At 62.6% G+C, this 14,943-nt stretch carries 13 protein-coding genes and 1 tRNA gene; 11 read left to right on the top strand and 3 right to left on the bottom strand.

The window, feature by feature from the left end:
* Positions 1 to 111 precede the first annotated feature (111 nt).
* The 5 genes from AC1D2L_RS20300 (at position 112) to AC1D2L_RS20280 (ending at position 4,013) form a co-directional block, all read left to right on the top strand.
* Positions 112 to 187: transfer RNA gene (locus AC1D2L_RS20300), tRNA-Ala, on the top strand.
* 165 nt (positions 188 to 352) lie between these two features.
* Positions 353 to 1,066 (top strand): tyrosine-type recombinase/integrase, encoded by a 714-nt coding sequence (locus tag AC1D2L_RS20295; protein ID WP_476847711.1) that lies wholly within the window; start codon positions 353 to 355, stop codon positions 1,064 to 1,066.
* Between the two features lie 87 nt (positions 1,067 to 1,153).
* Complete coding sequence (locus AC1D2L_RS20290) at positions 1,154 to 1,339, top strand: hypothetical protein (protein ID WP_476847710.1); 186 nt, start codon at positions 1,154 to 1,156, stop codon at positions 1,337 to 1,339.
* Between the two features lie 50 nt (positions 1,340 to 1,389).
* Positions 1,390 to 2,232, top strand: coding sequence for a hypothetical protein (locus AC1D2L_RS20285; RefSeq protein WP_476847709.1), 843 nt, complete (start codon positions 1,390 to 1,392; stop codon positions 2,230 to 2,232).
* A 2-nt stretch (positions 2,233 to 2,234) separates the two neighbouring features.
* Positions 2,235 to 4,013: a DnaB-like helicase C-terminal domain-containing protein gene (locus tag AC1D2L_RS20280; RefSeq protein ID WP_476847708.1), complete on the top strand. Its 1,779-nt coding sequence runs from the start codon at positions 2,235 to 2,237 to the stop codon at positions 4,011 to 4,013.
* A gap of 315 nt (positions 4,014 to 4,328) precedes the next feature.
* On the opposite strand, the gene AC1D2L_RS20275 is transcribed toward AC1D2L_RS20280, so the two are convergent.
* Together AC1D2L_RS20275 and AC1D2L_RS20270 are read right to left on the bottom strand one after the other, a co-directional pair.
* Positions 4,329 to 5,993 (bottom strand): calcium-binding protein, encoded by a 1,665-nt coding sequence (locus tag AC1D2L_RS20275; RefSeq protein ID WP_476847707.1) that lies wholly within the window; start codon positions 5,991 to 5,993, stop codon positions 4,329 to 4,331.
* A gap of 646 nt (positions 5,994 to 6,639) precedes the next feature.
* Positions 6,640 to 8,142: a hypothetical protein gene (locus tag AC1D2L_RS20270; RefSeq protein ID WP_476847706.1), complete on the bottom strand. Its 1,503-nt coding sequence runs from the start codon at positions 8,140 to 8,142 to the stop codon at positions 6,640 to 6,642.
* Here AC1D2L_RS20270 and AC1D2L_RS20265 point away from each other — a divergent pair.
* Together AC1D2L_RS20265 and AC1D2L_RS20260 are read left to right on the top strand one after the other, a co-directional pair.
* Positions 8,121 to 8,441 carry a hypothetical protein gene (locus AC1D2L_RS20265; protein WP_476847705.1) on the top strand — a complete coding sequence of 107 codons (321 nt, stop codon included), beginning with the start codon at positions 8,121 to 8,123 and terminating at the stop codon, positions 8,439 to 8,441. The two genes, AC1D2L_RS20270 and AC1D2L_RS20265, sit on opposite strands and share 22 nt — an antisense overlap.
* A gap of 353 nt (positions 8,442 to 8,794) precedes the next feature.
* Positions 8,795 to 9,100, top strand: a complete 306-nt coding sequence (locus AC1D2L_RS20260) for a hypothetical protein (protein WP_476847704.1) — start codon at positions 8,795 to 8,797, stop codon at positions 9,098 to 9,100.
* 27 nt (positions 9,101 to 9,127) lie between these two features.
* Here the strand turns inward: AC1D2L_RS20260 and AC1D2L_RS20255 are convergent, their stop codons facing one another.
* Entirely contained in the window at positions 9,128 to 9,403 is a 276-nt protein-coding gene (locus AC1D2L_RS20255) for a helix-turn-helix transcriptional regulator (protein WP_476847703.1), read from the bottom strand.
* A 97-nt stretch (positions 9,404 to 9,500) separates the two neighbouring features.
* Between AC1D2L_RS20255 and AC1D2L_RS20250 the strand changes: the two genes are divergently transcribed.
* The 4 genes from AC1D2L_RS20250 to AC1D2L_RS20235 all read left to right on the top strand — a co-directional run bounded on the left by AC1D2L_RS20250 (position 9,501) and on the right by AC1D2L_RS20235 (position 14,318).
* Positions 9,501 to 9,896, top strand: a complete 396-nt coding sequence (locus AC1D2L_RS20250; protein ID WP_476847702.1) for a hypothetical protein — start codon at positions 9,501 to 9,503, stop codon at positions 9,894 to 9,896.
* 136 nt (positions 9,897 to 10,032) lie between these two features.
* Entirely contained in the window at positions 10,033 to 11,157 is a 1,125-nt protein-coding gene (locus AC1D2L_RS20245) for a hypothetical protein (protein ID WP_476847701.1), read from the top strand.
* 74 nt (positions 11,158 to 11,231) lie between these two features.
* Positions 11,232 to 11,666, top strand: a complete 435-nt coding sequence (locus AC1D2L_RS20240; protein ID WP_476847700.1) for a hypothetical protein — start codon at positions 11,232 to 11,234, stop codon at positions 11,664 to 11,666.
* Between the two features lie 12 nt (positions 11,667 to 11,678).
* On the top strand, positions 11,679 to 14,318 hold the full coding sequence (locus AC1D2L_RS20235; RefSeq protein ID WP_476847699.1) for a hypothetical protein: 2,640 nt from the start codon (positions 11,679 to 11,681) through the stop codon (positions 14,316 to 14,318).
* Positions 14,319 to 14,943 lie beyond the last annotated feature (625 nt).

The raw sequence follows: 14,943 nt of genomic DNA, 5'->3' as shown, positions 1-14,943 counted from the left end.
GAGCGCTTCGTCGGCGCCGCGGTGCCGGACACGGAACGGGTTTCCCGCCAAAGCAGCGGGAAACAGCCCGATCCGGAATATCCCGATCGACCCCCAAATCGATCGGCTAGTGGGGCCATAGCTCAGTTGGGAGAGCGCTTGAATGGCATTCAAGAGGTCGGCGGTTCGATTCCGCCTGGCTCCACCAAACTACCCTTCATCGACATGCACTGACGACCGCAACCGGCCCCCAAAGGCCGGGTTTTGCGTGTCTAGGCTCCGTGAGCCTGCGCTGGCGTGCGTTGACAGCCGCGACAATTGTTGGCCCTTCTAATGGCCTAGTCGCGAGGCCAACAAAGGCGAGGCCAACAGAATGCCGCTGACAGACATCGCCATCCGAAATGCCAAGGCCGGCCAGCGGGTCGCGAAACTGTCTGACGGCGAGGGCTTGCAGCTTTGGATCATGCCTACCGGCGCAAAGCTGTGGCGGCTGGCCTTCCGATTCGACGGCAAGCAGAAGAAGCTTTCCATCGGCCCTTACCCCGACATCGATTTGAAAGGTGCTCGCGCCCATCGAGAGGCGGCCAAGCAGCAACTCCGCGCCGGTCAGGATCCAGCGGAGCAAAAGCGCATTGAGCGAATCACAAAGGCGGTAAGCCGGGCGAACACCTTTGGGCTGATAGCCGACGAGCTGATGGCTAAGAAGGAAGCGGAAGGGCGGGCGCCTGCAACTATGGAAAAGGCGCGGTGGCTCATCGGTCTCGCCCGCCCGACACTCGGCACGCGGCCCATTACGGAAATCTCGGCTGCCGAAATCCTGGCGACACTGCGCAAAGTCGAGGCGCGCGGGCGGCACGAGACCGCCAAGAGCTTGCGGACGGCCATCGGGCAGGTTTTCAGGTTCTCTATCGCCACCGCCCGCGCTGCCAATGATCCAACTTTTGCCCTTCGCGGCGCGCTCATCGCCCCTAAGGTCACGCATCGCGCGGCGATTACGTCACCCAAGGAGCTCGGCGCCCTGCTGCGCGCGATCGATGGGTTTGACGGCCAACCGACCACCTCGCCACGAATGACGACACTGCCCTGAAGCGCTCGCTCGAAAAGTTCGGCGCCTGCGTGAAGGCCATGCTCGACACCGTCCCGGCGGTTTTCGTCCAGGCCGAGGAGGTCGACCATGAGCGGTGAGGTCTATCTGGCAGAAGACGAACGCGGCTGGCTCATGATCCACAAGAGCCAGTACGGCGATAGCTCGGGCATGGAGGGGCCGTTCGCCTCCACCGTCCAGGCGCAAGCCGCGGCGAAGGACATGGCGGAGCGCTTCGGCGCCCGCCTGATCCTATTGCAAGACGGGGGCCGCTGATGGCGTCTCCTCTCACCCCTCACGACTGCGATTTGCGCGACTTTTCGTTCATGCCCCTCGACATCGTCAGGCTCTTCGGCAGCGAATTCCACGCCTCGTCCACCGACGCCGAGTGGCGTGCCGGCGTCACGCTCTGGCTCAAAAGCTTCCATCAAGTGCCGGCCGGTTCTTTGCCAGATGACGATATCGTCTTGGCTCGCCTCGCTGAGATGGGCCGGAACCTGCGCGGCTGGAAGAGGGTACGTCCCGTCGCGATGCGCGGCTGGCGTCGATGCGATGACGGCCGTCTCTATCACCCGGTCGTGGCCGAGAAAGTAAACGCGGCGTGGGATCGGAAACTGGTCGCTAGGGAGCGCGGGAAAAGAGGAAACGATGCTCGCTGGGGGCGCATCCGAGGGCGGCTAAAACCGGAAAGGTCAGAAACTACTCGAGATGACAATCCGCACCGTGAGTTTTCCACTCCCTCCATCTCCGAGGAAAAACCCAAAGGAAACAACGAAACGGGCATCCTTGGTAGATCCTCGAACGATCCCCGCTCGATCCCTGAAGGATCGCAAGGGATAGGGACAGTATATTCCGCTGCTAACGCAGCGGGCGCATGCGCCCCGCCGGTGCCTTCGGCAATCCCTGCCTCTCCCGACTGGCGGACCTCGCTCTTTCGGGATGGCGTCGCCATCGTGGTCAATCTCACTGGCAAGAGTCAGGCGGGAACCCGCGCCCTGATTGGGAAGTGGCTTAAGGCGAGCCGGGACGACTGCCGACAGGTTCTCCGCGTGATCGAGGACGCTCGCGAGACCAACCCCGCCGATCCGGTCGCATGGATTGAGGGCGCGCTTCGCGGGCCTCGCAAGCCGGCTACCAACGATATGGCATTTGTGATGGCGAGGGCCTGACGATGGATTTCCTGGAAACCGTTCGCGCCCAAGGCATCCGCCTCCGCTCCTGGCAATCGGGGAACCACAAGACGACCTGCCCGCAATGCTCTGCGGGCAGAAAGAAGAAAACCGACCCTTGCCTGTCTGTCACCATCTCGCCCGACCGCGCCCGCTGGCAGTGTCACCACTGCCAATGGACCGGCGGCGCCGGAGGTGACGATTTCCGCAGCACCCCGAAACGCGAGGTCCGCATGTTCAATCGTCCTGCCCGCGTCGAAAACCCGGTGCGCCCTGACAAGCTGCTGGCGTGGTTCGCCGGCCGCAGCATCAGCGCTGCCACGGTCGAGCGCATGGGCGTCCATCGCACGCAGCATTTCTTCCCGCAGACGGGCGCGCAAGAAAGTTGCGTGGGCTTCCCCTATGAGTGGCAGGGCGTCCTGCGGAATGTGAAGTACCGGAACAACGCCAAGCATTTCGTCCAGGAGAAGAACCCGGAGCCGGTGCTCTACAACGCCGACGCGATCGAGGCTGGCAAGGATCTGATCTTCGTCGAAGGCGAGATGGACGTGCTCGCCATGATCGAAGCGGGCTTCGACAACGTCGTCAGCTTGCCCAACGGCGCCCCGGAAATGCCGGAGCAGTCCGACAAGCGCTATGAGCCGCTGGCGACACATGCAGTCGAACTGGAGGCCGCCGGCCGCATTCTGATAGCCACCGACATGGATGGGCCCGGCGAGATGCTGGCGAACGAACTGGCGCGCCGCCTGGGCAAGGATCGGTGCTGGCGGATCCGGTTCCCGATGGAAGACGAGATCACCGCCAAGGACGCCAACGAGTGCCTGATGCACTTCGGCAAGGACGTGCTGCGGGCTCGGGTGGAGAAAGCCGAGCCGTGGCCGATCGATGGGCTCTATGGCGTTGACGAGTTCTCTGATCGGGTTTGGGAGATGTATCGGGGCGAAGGACCGCAACCGCTCTCCTGCGGCATGGGCTCGGATCTGGATAAGGCCTTCAAGGTGCTGCCGGGTCAGTTCGTCGTCGTCACCGGCATTCCCAACCACGGCAAAAGCCGCTGGCTTGATCAGGTGGCGGTCTCGATGGCTCAGCTTCACGGCTGGCGCTGGGCCATGTTCTCGCCCGAGACCGGCAGTGAGCAGCACATTGCCGACCTCTGCGAGATCAAGGCGGGCCGCCCATTCCATGAAGGTCCGACCGACCGGATGGATCAGGAGGAGCTGCACACGGCCCTGGGCTGGGTCAGAGAGCGTGTTGTGCTCATCGACGCAGGCGAACACACCCCAAGCGTCGATTGGGTGCTGGAGCGGGCTCGGGCGGCGGTCCTGCGTTACGGGATCAACGCCCTCATCATCGACCCTTACAACGAGCTTGAAGCTGGACGCTCTCCGCACCAGACCGAGACCGAGTTCGTCTCGCAGCTCATCAGCAAGTGCAAGCGCTTCGCCAAGATGCACGAGGTCACGGTGTTCATGGTGGCGCACCCGACCAAGATTGCAAACCCGACCGGCGGCAAGGAGCCGATGCCTGGGCTCTATGACATCGCGGGCTCGGCGCACTGGCGCAACAAGGCCGATGCCGGGATTGTCGTCTATCGCGATTACGAGGAGCGCTGCACCTACGTGATATCACGCAAGATCCGCCGGCAGCCGATTTGCGGCTCTCCTGGCATGGCCAAGCTCTGGTTCATGGGCGCGAGCCGGCGATTTGATCCCCAGCTCGGGAGCTACCAAACGCTGGGCGAGAAGCAGGATCCAGAAAACAGCAACAAGCGGGCGGCGTGACCGCGCTAGCATAGGACACCCGACCCATTCTTCGAGGTCGGGTGCTCTGCGGCTCAGGTCCTACCGGGCAGGAGCGCAAATTCTACCGGCGGCATTCAACAGCAGGCGACTGTCCGAAGGCTGGCCATACTCCGCTGCGCTTGGCGTCAGCATAGTATCCGTCACACATTGACACCTGACTCCCCACTGATCTGCTGACGCAGCGCTTATGGATCGCCTCGCATGCGTACACCTGCTTCTGATTGTTCGTTCTCTGCTGCGCAGCCGCCGGTGACATCAATGCAAGGGCGGTCAACGCGGCAAAAAGCAATCTGCTCATAGCGGGTCTCCATAGTTTGCTTGGCCGACGACCGCCTGACGCAGGAACATATTGGCAGCATCATCGATGGTGTGCAGATCAGGCTCGTCTAGAATGGCGTGGCCCATCATCTGGCCGATGATTGCTCCCTTGGCCTTGTTCAGGCTGTCCTCGGGGGTCAGGCCGGCTCCACGGTAAATTTGCTGGAAGTAGCTCATCTGCGAGTCGAAATGCGCGATCTGCGTCGGGGAGGCGGACCTGCCGAACACCTCCTGATAGCTGCTCAGCACGAAGCTCTCTGCCCCGAGCGCACCATAGCGGCTAGCGAAGCCTTGGGTCTCTGAAAATCCATAGCCCAGAGCTTCGTAGGGACCGAGCGACGGGTTGAGCACACCCCTCGCCGCGTACGCTTCGTATTGCATCTGCGCGAAGCCGGTGAGAGCGGCGAGATGCACCTGTGTCGGTGCTGTGCCTCCCAACAAGTTGGCGATGACGAGCGCAGGCACGGTCGAGGTCTGGGCCTCTTCGATCAAACCATCGATCATCTGCTCGAAAGTGATGGTTTCGGCGGCTAGTGCCGCTTTCAGAGCATCGATAGTCGGCGATGAAAGGCCCGGCACAACGGCTTCCAGCGCCGTTGCTACCTGTTCGGGAGTCGGCGCCGTCCACGGCACGAGGAGCGCCGCATCCAGTGTTACATCGGCAAACTTCAATCGGTCTATGTTCAGGAGAGTATCGGTGCCCTCAGGGGCTCCGGCTCGCAGATCTGTGACCGAGAGGCTGCCACTCTGGTTCCGGGCTATCGCATAGTCGTTGCGGTTGCCCAGATACTCGGCGGTGTCCGTTCCCGAGCCGCCATCAATCAGATCGTTCCCGCCATTACCGCGCAGGACATTGTTCTTACTGTCACCGGTGATGCTGTCGTTGAACGCCGTTCCGCGAACGTTCTCGACATTGCTCACCTGGTCTATAGTCCCGAAGCCGTCCCGGATCGTGCCGGTGGCGAGGTTTGCGATAATCGAGTTCTTCCCGTCGCTTGCATTGGCATCCCGCAAATAGTCGACGGTGTCGATACCGTCGCCGCCATCAATGGTATCGGCTCCTTTCATGCCTCTGAAACGGTCGTTTCCGGAACTGCCCGTGAGGATGTCGTCGGCCATCGAGCCGCGGATCGCCTCGAAGTTCGCTATGGCGTCGGTGAACGCGATACCCCCGGCATACTTCTTCTGGACCGTGCCTTGTCCCAGACTAGCGACGATCCCCAGGAGTTCGGGATCGTTGGCGTAGTGCACCTCGTCGAAGCCGCCGCCTCCGTCCAGCCTGTCGTTGCCTGCAAACGGCCGGATGATATTGTCGCTGGCCGACCCGGTGATGACATCGCTGTTCTTCGTTCCCGCGACCTCCGAGATGTCGAAGTACCGTTCGGCGTTGCCGTAGCTGTCCGTTCCCTGTCCGGTCGCAAGATTCACCGTGACGCCACTCGGGCCGGTCTCGGTGTCATACCAGACGGCATTTGCGTAGAGAGTAAGATTATCCGTCTGGCCGGGCGAATGGCCGTAATAGGTGTCGCTGCCCTTGCCGCCGCGAAAAACGTCGATGGAACCACCGAGTCCCTCGAAGGTGTCGTCTCCATCCGTGCCAAATAGAGTGTCGTCGTTGTCTGTACCTCTGATGGTTACCATTTCGATCCCTTCCCTAAAATGGGGCCGCTCGCGGCAAGTCAAAAAGGGTCGCGCTCGCTGTCCTTGGCTGTGTTCTTCCAAAGCTCAACTTATCAGGCGCTCGCTGGCAAGAAGACCTCGCAAACGGGGCGGATCAGAGGAGCGCAATGGGTAATACCTTTGGTCAACCGCGCGCCAGTCATCAACGTGATGGGGCCAGCGCGCATTAACGATAGGGAGGTCGGGAAGGGCTGTTCGGGGCGAGAACCGCGCCCTGGCGTCCAATCTGCCTCTGCACCATCGTAAGGAGGTTCAGATGCCCGGCGACGAATTTCGCAGCACCTATGATGCGTGGCGATGCCAGGCGTCTGTGACATCTCGGGCTCGGCCCATTTACGCAACCAGGCCGACGCCGGCATTGTCGCCGATCGAGACTACGAGGCTCGTAAGACCATCGTATCTGCCCAGAAGACTTGGCGTCAGCCTATGTGCGGAGCGCCCGGCTAGGTCGATTCTGGTTCATGGGTCATGAGCGGCAGCTATCGGGCGCTTGGTCCTGCTGAGCGGGCGGATTTTTCGACTCCATTTTCGGCCCTCCTCGGTGCGCTCGGAGTGGATCATGGCGGCCACTTTTGAACTAGTGTTCGAAATGCATTCGTCTGCGTCGTCAGACTGGTTCGTCCGGGCGAGGCGGTCTTTGCTGCTGGCGAGCCCGAGCAAGCCGCGCCTCCTTCGCCAGCTTGTTCAAGTCGTTCGCCTTTGATGGGAAGCTGCCTTGCGGGATGGGCAACCGATTTTCAGCACGCCGCAGTTCGTTCACGAATGTCACGAAGGCTCCCGTGCTTTCGAGTGCAAACTCACGCTTCAGCTCATCCGGCCAAGGTGCGGCGCGCAGGCCTGAATAGGACGGAGCGTCGAGCCGCGACCGGGTTGCCGGAGCCTCGGGCGGCGGCTGCTCCCTCAGTAGCGATGGTTTGAAGGTCCGACGCAAATAGGGGAGCAGAGCCGGAGCGGGTTTTGCCACCTCCTCAAGCATTTTAGGCGGCGGAGGGTCGGTCTGTGCCAGCTCAGCTTTTGGCGTGATCGGAAACAGGCTGACGACCTTCCCAGTGCCCGCGCCCCGTGCCGGTTTCCATATGCCGTAAGCGTCGGCGGTCGATAGAAACTGCAGCCTCCGATCCACCTCGCCGGCGGTCAGTTTCACAGTCCCACCGCCTCGAGCGCGTAGGCGTCGCACCAAGCTTTCGCTGGCATAGCCTCGACGTGGAGATGTTGGACTATCGCAAGCTGCCCAGAATTCTTCGGCGCTCCAGCCCGCCTCTGCCTCGAAACCGCCGATGCTCTTGGCGATATCTTTTTTGTGCTCGTCGAGCGCATCGACAATATCCAATCCAATGATCGGACCCTTTTTGCCCTGGCGGAGCATAACAATGTAGCTTGCGAGCGTGACCTCAAATCGCTGCGCCAATCGCTGTACTGTGAGCCAGAAAACGGCGTTGACCAACTCGCAGGAGGCCTCAAAGAGTTGGCGTTCGATAGAATCGCCGTGGCGGTAGTGTCGGTATTCGGTGGCTGGTCCGACAACTAGTTGATCGATGTCGTGAATGAAGAGCACTTCGTCATCCGGTCGCTCCATGACGACCGCAAGGCCGTAGTAGGGGAGTTCGCGCCATTCTGGCGCCGGAATCCATTGCCCTCGATCGTCGAGCATGTTCATCGCGAGGCGAACGCTGAGGTTGTCCTTGGTAGTGATGGTCGCGTCCACGACAACCCGATGGTGTCCATGTCGCCCCCTGCGACACTGCTCAAGCGCGTCGAAATTCGTGTAGCTTAGGTAGTTATCCAAATAGCGATCGATTGGTCGCCGATCGCCTCGCAATGCAGCTTCGCAGTCGCGGAATACCGACTTTGGGAAGTCGCGAAAGCTGTCCCGCACCGCGTCTCTGCGAGCGTCGTCCGCTGCATTGAAGCCGCTATCCTCCTGGGCCTGCTCGCCAGCCGCACTGTGCGCTTCGTCGAGGGCGAGCAACTGGCGGGCGCGCTGGTGCGGCGCTGCATTCTTCGCCCAATGGTCGTCAGGCAGATCATCGAACGCCGCAAGCCGAGGCGTTCGGCCTGGCTGATCACGTCGTGCCGGGACTTCCGGGTGTGAATCGTGATGCGGCGGCATTTGTGCTGCCCGAAGACGTACTTGCGGACATGCTTGAGCATGGTGCGCGCAACCGGACCGTCCCAGGCGACGGACGCTTCGACATTCGCGCCCGTGAAGTTGTTGAAGATGATGCCGCCGGTAAGCTCGCCCTTGGCGTTCTCCCAGCCAAGCGCGGTATAGGGCGGGATGAAGCCTTCGACATCGACCTTCGCCGCAACCCACTGCCCGACGCGCTCGGGCTGATCGTAGACAAGCCGATTAGGAGCGAGAGTTTCGCGAGGCCCCACGGCGACATCGCTCATCGTGCGCTGGCCTGACTAGGCAGCGACAGAACCGCAAGCTGATCGCGCAACATGGTACGGACAATGCTCGATAGGGGAACGTGACGGCGCTCGGCCTCGGCGTCGATGCTGGCACGCAGCTGTGGCTCCACGGCGAGTGTGAGACGTTCCGTCTTCGTTGCTCTGCGCTTGCGCATGGTGAACCTCCAATGTGAGGCTGAGTATCGTTCAAATGCGACATTTACGCAATTAAATCAATGAGTTGTGCAACGAAGTGCGCTGGCATGCGCTGTCGTGCGCTGGCATTCGCAGGCTTGGCTGCCGTTCATATTAGAAGGATTACAATCTTTGATGTGAATGCGTATTCCAATCACCGAATGAGGCGTGCAATGGCCGAAGGCACCGAGAGTTGGCCCCATCATGTTGAGCTGCGCCTCGCTGGAGAAGACTTCCACGCGAAGCTGCGCGACATCGAGGAATGGCTCCAAGCTTGGGAAATTCCATATCAGGTCTGCGCGGCGCTGAGCGAGACGGGCTCGCTACGGATCTGTTTCGCAGAAGAGAAGTTCGCCCGCGCGTTCATCTTCCACAAAGGCGGGACGCTCGCTCCTGGCGACGAGGCTGAGACTGCCATGCTTGAGGACAAGGCCGACGAGGTCGAATTTCAGCGGCTTGCAAATGACCGTATAGAGTAGCCCCGGAAAGCGCGCCACGGTGGCGCGCTAGGTCGCCTTCCGGCGCGCCTTGGGCTCCGGCCTATGTTCCTTGCCGGGCTCCCGCACGCGGACGCCGATGCCGCCGCCATTCTCGGGGATTAAATCCGCGCCGAGCCGCGTCAAAGCGTCTGCCAGCGCCGCAAGCGTGGCCGGGTGAGGCTCGCGCTCTCCCCGCTCGAAGTCGGTAAGCGTGCGCTCAGAGACATTCGCAGCCTTTGCCAGATCGGACTGTTCGAGTCCGAGCAGGATGCGCGCCGCCTTGCACTGAATTGGCTTGATCATGTGAAATGTCCATCCTTACATTTTGCCTGTTGACATGCAACAGGTATGCATCCTATTTGTAGACATCGGCAAATCAGATGCAAGCCCCGAGGCGACGATGCAACAGACTGCTCCCCTTTCTTCGCTCAGCGCCGGCCGCGCCTCCTACAATCTCTCGGCCATCATGCGCCGCGCCCATCATGAAGGTCGCTTCGCTCTCAGCATGTGCCGCACGCTGGCTCAGCGCCGCGCCCAGCTCTCCCGCTGGCTCACGCTGGCATGGGTCGAGGCTAAGCGCGAAGCCGCCGCCCTGACTGCCCAGGCTGAGCAGGCCGCTCAAATCCGCACCACCCTTGCCGAGCGCGCCCGTCAAAGCGTTGCACTGGTCGCCAGCTACGGCGGGGCCGAGGGCGTGCGGCAGGCAATCGCCTCCGAGCAGATGCGCGACCGGATGGACTTCGCCGCCCTCGCCAAGCTCGAAACCGCTCTCTCCGCTGTGTCGGGAGCGCACTGATGACACCGACCTATCGCTTCAGCCGCTCCATGAGCCTCGCTCAGGATTCGCGACCGAGGGGTTTCACCCGAACTTCTTCTCCGATGACGACGGCGTGTCTCTCGGGCTTCTCAAACAGAATTGCAGGTGGTGACCAATGCAGGCACCCAAGGCACCCGATCCATACGCGACGGCGCAAGCCCAGGCGCAGATGTCGAAAGAAACCGCGATCAGCCAGCAGGGACTGAACGCCATGGACCAGCACACCCCCGATGGCTCGCTTGAATACAGTCAGAGCGGCGAAACCTGGGCTGACGGCACACCGAAATTCAGCGTCACGCAGACGCTCTCGCCGGGCAACCAGAAGCTCTACGACCTCAACAATCAGACGCAGCAGAACCTGGGCCAGATCGGCGTGAGCCAGTCGAAGCGGATCGATGAGCTGCTCTCGACCCCGCTTAACCTGAACGTCGGCCAGATGCCTACGGCGCCCGATGGCTCGACCAACCGGTATGGGCTGCCCGGCGCTACGACGGTCAGCTCCCGCTACGCACCCGACGCCATCATGGTCGACCGCGCAAACATCGAGTCAAACGCCGACCTCGAAAAGCAGCTTATTGACCTGGGCAACCAGCGCCTCACCCCCCAGCTCCAGCGCCAGCGTGCAGACATTGACGCCTCGCTTGCAGACAAGGGCATCAAAGCCAATTCCGACGCCTATTCGCGGGCGATGACGGATCTTGGCCAGACGGAAAACGATGCCCGTAACCAGCTCATACTGAACGGGCAGAACCAGGCATTCCAGCAGGCTCTAGCGCGCTCGCAGAACGCCTTCACCCAAGACCTGTCCCGCACAGGCCAGTTCTGGAACCAGGGTACTCAGAAGGCACAGCAGGACTTCACGCAGGACCTGTCGGGGCGCCAGCAGTATTTCACCGAGGCGCAGTCCAACGCCGCCAACGAGCAGCAGCAGGATCAATCGCTCTTCGATCGCGCCTGGCAGACCTACACAGGCCAGATGCAGGGCCGGCAGCAGACGATCGACGAGATACTTCAGCAGCGCAACCAGCCGATCAACGAGATCAGTGCGCTTATGTCCGGGTCGCAAATCTCGAAGCCGACCTGGACCAGCACGCCGCAGGCCTCGATAGCGGCGCCGGACCTCATGGGCATGGTCCAGTCGAACTACGCGGCCAAATCCCAGCAGTACGGGGGGATGCTTTCCGGCCTCGGCTCGATCGCCAGCAACCTGTTCAAGATGGCTCCGGGCGTACCAAAATGATGGATGTGAACGCCTTCCCTCCCGGAACGCCGCTGGACCAGCTGCCGGCATTCAATGTCAGCGAATGCGAGAGCATGCCCGGCGGCCTGATCTTCTCGGTCGGGTTCAACATCGCGGCGCTTCAGCTCCTCGCGCCGAACTCGCCCCGCGCGTTGGTGTGGCCCTGCCCGCTTTTTGCCTTCACCAATGGCGAGGCGACCATCGCGGCCGTGGTGCAGAACCACAATAGCGGCGTTGCCGAACTCGTGATGATTCCAAACGGCCTGGAGGTCACGCGGGCAATGATCCGCAAGACCTATCAGACGTGCCTGGAGCTTCACCTCGGCGGCGTTTTCGAGCTGCTGGTCTACGCCCCCCAGGGGGATGCTCGGATGCGCAGGCGCCTTCGTCGCTTCGGCTTTGTCCGGGTCACGGAAGGCGAGGCCGAGGACGCGGCCGTTTATCGCGTCTTCACCTCCGAATTTCTCTCGCCATCGGCCAGGCGCCGGCTGCGCATGAAACTCTCTTAAGGGACTCACCGCATGGCATGGTTCAATCCATCCGACCCGAACTCCGGCACGCACATCGTCTCGGAAGAGGCGATTGCGAACCGCCGCAAGGTGGCGGAGGCGATGGCACGTCGGGCAGCCAAGGCGCGAGCGATGACCAGCCCTTGGCAGGCCGTTGCGCAAGGCTTCGAAGGCTTCGCAGCCGGCATGGAGGCCCGCAAGGTCGATCAGATGGAGCGGTCGAGCAACAATACCTTGGCGGACAAGATGGCAGCGGCTTTTGGTGCCGGCAGTTCTGCTACGCCAGAGGCTGCGGCGGTTGCGACGAGCGCGGCCGACACTGGCCCCGCCGGCTCCGCAGCGATTGCGGGCGCCGGCCCTCTCAACGTCTCGCCAGAGATCAAGGAGGGTCTCGCACAGACCGCCGCCGCATTGAAAGTTGACCCGGTCGATCTGGCCACGCTCGTTTCTTATGAGACCGGCGGCACCTTCGACCCAACTAAGCGCGGCCCAACAACGAAATGGGGGCAGCATCGCGGCCTGATCCAGTTCGGGGAGCCCCAGGCGAAAGAACACGGGGTCGATTGGGCAAATCCGGTAGGGTCACAGCTTGGTCCGAATGGCGCCATCTTCAAATACTTCCAGAAGAACGGCGCGCAGCCCGGCATGGGGCTTCTGGACCTCTATTCGATTGTCAACGCGGGCGGCCCCGGCCGTTACAACGCCTCTGACGCCGCGGCTGGCGGTGCACCCGGCACGGTCCGGGATAAAGTCGAAAAGCAGATGCACGGCCACCGCGCCAAAGCTCAGGCGCTTTTCACCGCCAATGCCGATCTGCCGGCGCCTGGAGCGTCTACCGTCGACATGGAAACCGGCGCTGACGGCTTTGTCATCCCCGGCGTCGAAAACCACCCGACGCCCACTGTCGTCGACCCACTCCAGAACCCAGTCGACAACGGCGCAAGCTTGCCGCCGCAGGATGCAATTCAGCCGCTTGCTCAAGCAGGCGGCGTACCACCGTCCATCGGATCAGCACCGGCAGGCACCCAGCCATGGGAGATGGTTCAAGGTGGCGCTGGACCGAGCGCTCAGCCCGTTGAGCAGCCAGAAACGAACATGCCCTTGCCTCCGGTCTTCCAATCGGAGGGCATCAGCCAGCCTTGGATGAACACGGCTCTGCCGGCGGATCGCGCGACCCAGGCTCTGCTCTCTACGCAGCAACCGCCGGCCCGGCCCGCCAACCTGGCCATGCCAACACCTCAGGCCGATCTGCCGGCGCCCGGGGCGGTACCGGCGGTCGGACAGTTGCCTTCAGCGCTCCCTCAGACGGCGCCGCGCACACCGGACCTGACAAATACGGAATCCGGCGGCGCGCGCGAGTTCGCAGTTGCCGAAGGGCAGCGTCGGCTTGGGCTGCCGTCAGGCGATGCTGTCACGAGTGTCACGCAGGCGCTCCAAGCACGAGGCATCCAGCCGAGGGGCCTCGCGCCTCCTCCTGAGTCCGTCGCGAAGGTTGTCGCCGCATTGCCTCGTGACGCGGGCACTGGCGAAGCTGTCCCGGCTCAGCCGGCAACCGCCGCTCTCGCCAATGCTCAAGCGCTCGGCAGCAATATGCCGGCGCAGGCCAAGCTCGGAATCGACATGATCCGCGCCGGTCGCAGGACGGAGGGTCTGGCCATCGTCATGGAGGCGATGAAGCCCAAACAGTACGGCTTCCAGGTCGTTGGCGATCAGATGTATCGAACCGACCCGAGGACGGGGCAGGTTTCACCGGTCGGCGTCGAAAAGCCGGTTCAGCCCATGGCGGTCGCTGCTGGCACCAACCTCGTAGATCCTCGCTCGGGCAAGGTCGTTTATCAGGGCGGGCAGGGCTTTAAGTCTCTAACCGATCCCGCCGAGCGAGCAGCGGCTGGCATACCGGCCGACGACCGGAGGCCCTATCAGGTAGGGCCGGATGGCAAGCTTTCCAGCGCTGGCGGGGGAACGACGGTCAACGTCGATACGAAGGGGCCGAGCAAGTTCACCGAAAAGGCCAACGAGTTGCAGGCAAAGCGCTACGGCGAGATGGCAGAAGCGTCCGATTCCGCCCGTCAGATGCAGGGCGACCTCGACATGCTCGAAGGGATGTCGAAGGGCATCGCCACGGGGCGCGGCGCAGAGACCCGACTGGCCATGGCGCAGTTTGCCAAAGCCTGGGGCTGGGACGACATCGCCAGCGGCCTGACGGGCGGCAAGCTGCCAGAGATGGAGGCCTTCACCGCTCTGATCGACAAGCTCACTCCTCAGATGAGGCAGGGTATGCCAGGCGCCGCGTCGGACCGGGACGTGACGATATTCCGCAACGCGCTGCCCTCCATGCTCAGGACGCCCGAGGGCAACCAGATCGTCCTGGGCACGCTGCGCTCAATGAACGACTACAAGATGCGCCAGGGCGATATCGCGACACAGGCGTTGCGAGGGGAGATCAGCCAGGCGGAAGCGGACAACGCAGTCCGGGCGCTCGAAAGCCCGTTCGCCAAGTTCAAGGAGTATCGCGCCGCGCAGGACAATCCAGCGGGTGGAGCTGCCGCCGGCACACAGGCCGCGCCGCAGCAGCCGGCCCAGAGCGAGCCCCGCAAGTCGGTCGGCGGCAAATCGTACGTCAAACGCGGCAATGAATGGTTCCAGGAGTGACGGGAATGGCGAACAAGGTCACAGACCCAGAACTCCTGCGGCTTCTTGAAGCCGACACGCTGAGCGTTCGGGCACCGTCTGGCGTCACGAAGGTCACAGACCCGGCCCTCCTGGCGCAGCTCGAAGCGCCAGAGGCCTCTGTGGCGACGGTCCCCACGTTCGACGCCATGGGCACCCCGACTGGTGGCTTGGAGCCCGCCGCGCCAGGCTCAACGATGTCCTACGGCGATCAGATGCGGAAGGTCGGCGGGTTGGTGGATGACGGGGTTCGCCTCGCCGCAAACGGCATGACCTTTGGTATGGCCGATCGTATCGCTGGGACTGGCGACGCTCTCACAGGGCAGGCACCGTCCTACAGTGCGGGCGTTGACGCTCAGCACGCCAGGACGCAGGCGCTTCGTGAGGCCGCTCCCGTTGTCTCTGACATCGCAGAGGCGGCAGGCGGGCTCGCCACGGGCGTCGGCTTGATCAGGAATGGCATGACACTCGCCGGACGCGTTGGCTCTGGCATCGTGCCTCGGGTTCTCGGCTTTGGAGCGGAGGGTGCGGCGTACGGCGCGGCGAGCGGCGCCGGCAATACCTACACCGATAACCCTTGGGACTACGCTAGGAATGCCTTCGAAGC

The sequence above is a fragment of the Allobosea sp. P1_B10 genome (assembly GCF_056406735.1).
Note: the sequence above shows the minus strand (reverse complement) of the source record. Positions and strands in the feature narration are given on the sequence as shown.

What these genes read in the sequence shown, in the direction of transcription:
- AC1D2L_RS20295 (WP_476847711.1), top strand. Translation starts at nt 353, where the DNA reads ATGCCGCTGACAGACATCGCCATCCGAAATGCCAAGGCCGGCCAGCGG.
- AC1D2L_RS20240 (WP_476847700.1), top strand. Translation starts at nt 11,232, where the DNA reads ATGCCCGGCGGCCTGATCTTCTCGGTCGGGTTCAACATCGCGGCGCTT.
- AC1D2L_RS20285 (WP_476847709.1), top strand. Translation starts at nt 1,390, where the DNA reads ATGCCCCTCGACATCGTCAGGCTCTTCGGCAGCGAATTCCACGCCTCG.
- AC1D2L_RS20270 (WP_476847706.1), bottom strand. Translation starts at nt 8,142, where the DNA reads ATGCCGCCGCATCACGATTCACACCCGGAAGTCCCGGCACGACGTGAT.
- AC1D2L_RS20245 (WP_476847701.1), top strand. Translation starts at nt 10,033, where the DNA reads ATGCAGGCACCCAAGGCACCCGATCCATACGCGACGGCGCAAGCCCAG.
- AC1D2L_RS20235 (WP_476847699.1), top strand. Translation starts at nt 11,679, where the DNA reads ATGGCATGGTTCAATCCATCCGACCCGAACTCCGGCACGCACATCGTC.
- AC1D2L_RS20250 (WP_476847702.1), top strand. Translation starts at nt 9,501, where the DNA reads ATGCAACAGACTGCTCCCCTTTCTTCGCTCAGCGCCGGCCGCGCCTCC.
- AC1D2L_RS20260 (WP_476847704.1), top strand. Translation starts at nt 8,795, where the DNA reads ATGGCCGAAGGCACCGAGAGTTGGCCCCATCATGTTGAGCTGCGCCTC.
- AC1D2L_RS20280 (WP_476847708.1), top strand. Translation starts at nt 2,235, where the DNA reads ATGGATTTCCTGGAAACCGTTCGCGCCCAAGGCATCCGCCTCCGCTCC.
- AC1D2L_RS20275 (WP_476847707.1), bottom strand. Translation starts at nt 5,993, where the DNA reads ATGGTAACCATCAGAGGTACAGACAACGACGACACTCTATTTGGCACG.
- AC1D2L_RS20290 (WP_476847710.1), top strand. Translation starts at nt 1,154, where the DNA reads ATGAGCGGTGAGGTCTATCTGGCAGAAGACGAACGCGGCTGGCTCATG.
- AC1D2L_RS20255 (WP_476847703.1), bottom strand. Translation starts at nt 9,403, where the DNA reads ATGATCAAGCCAATTCAGTGCAAGGCGGCGCGCATCCTGCTCGGACTC.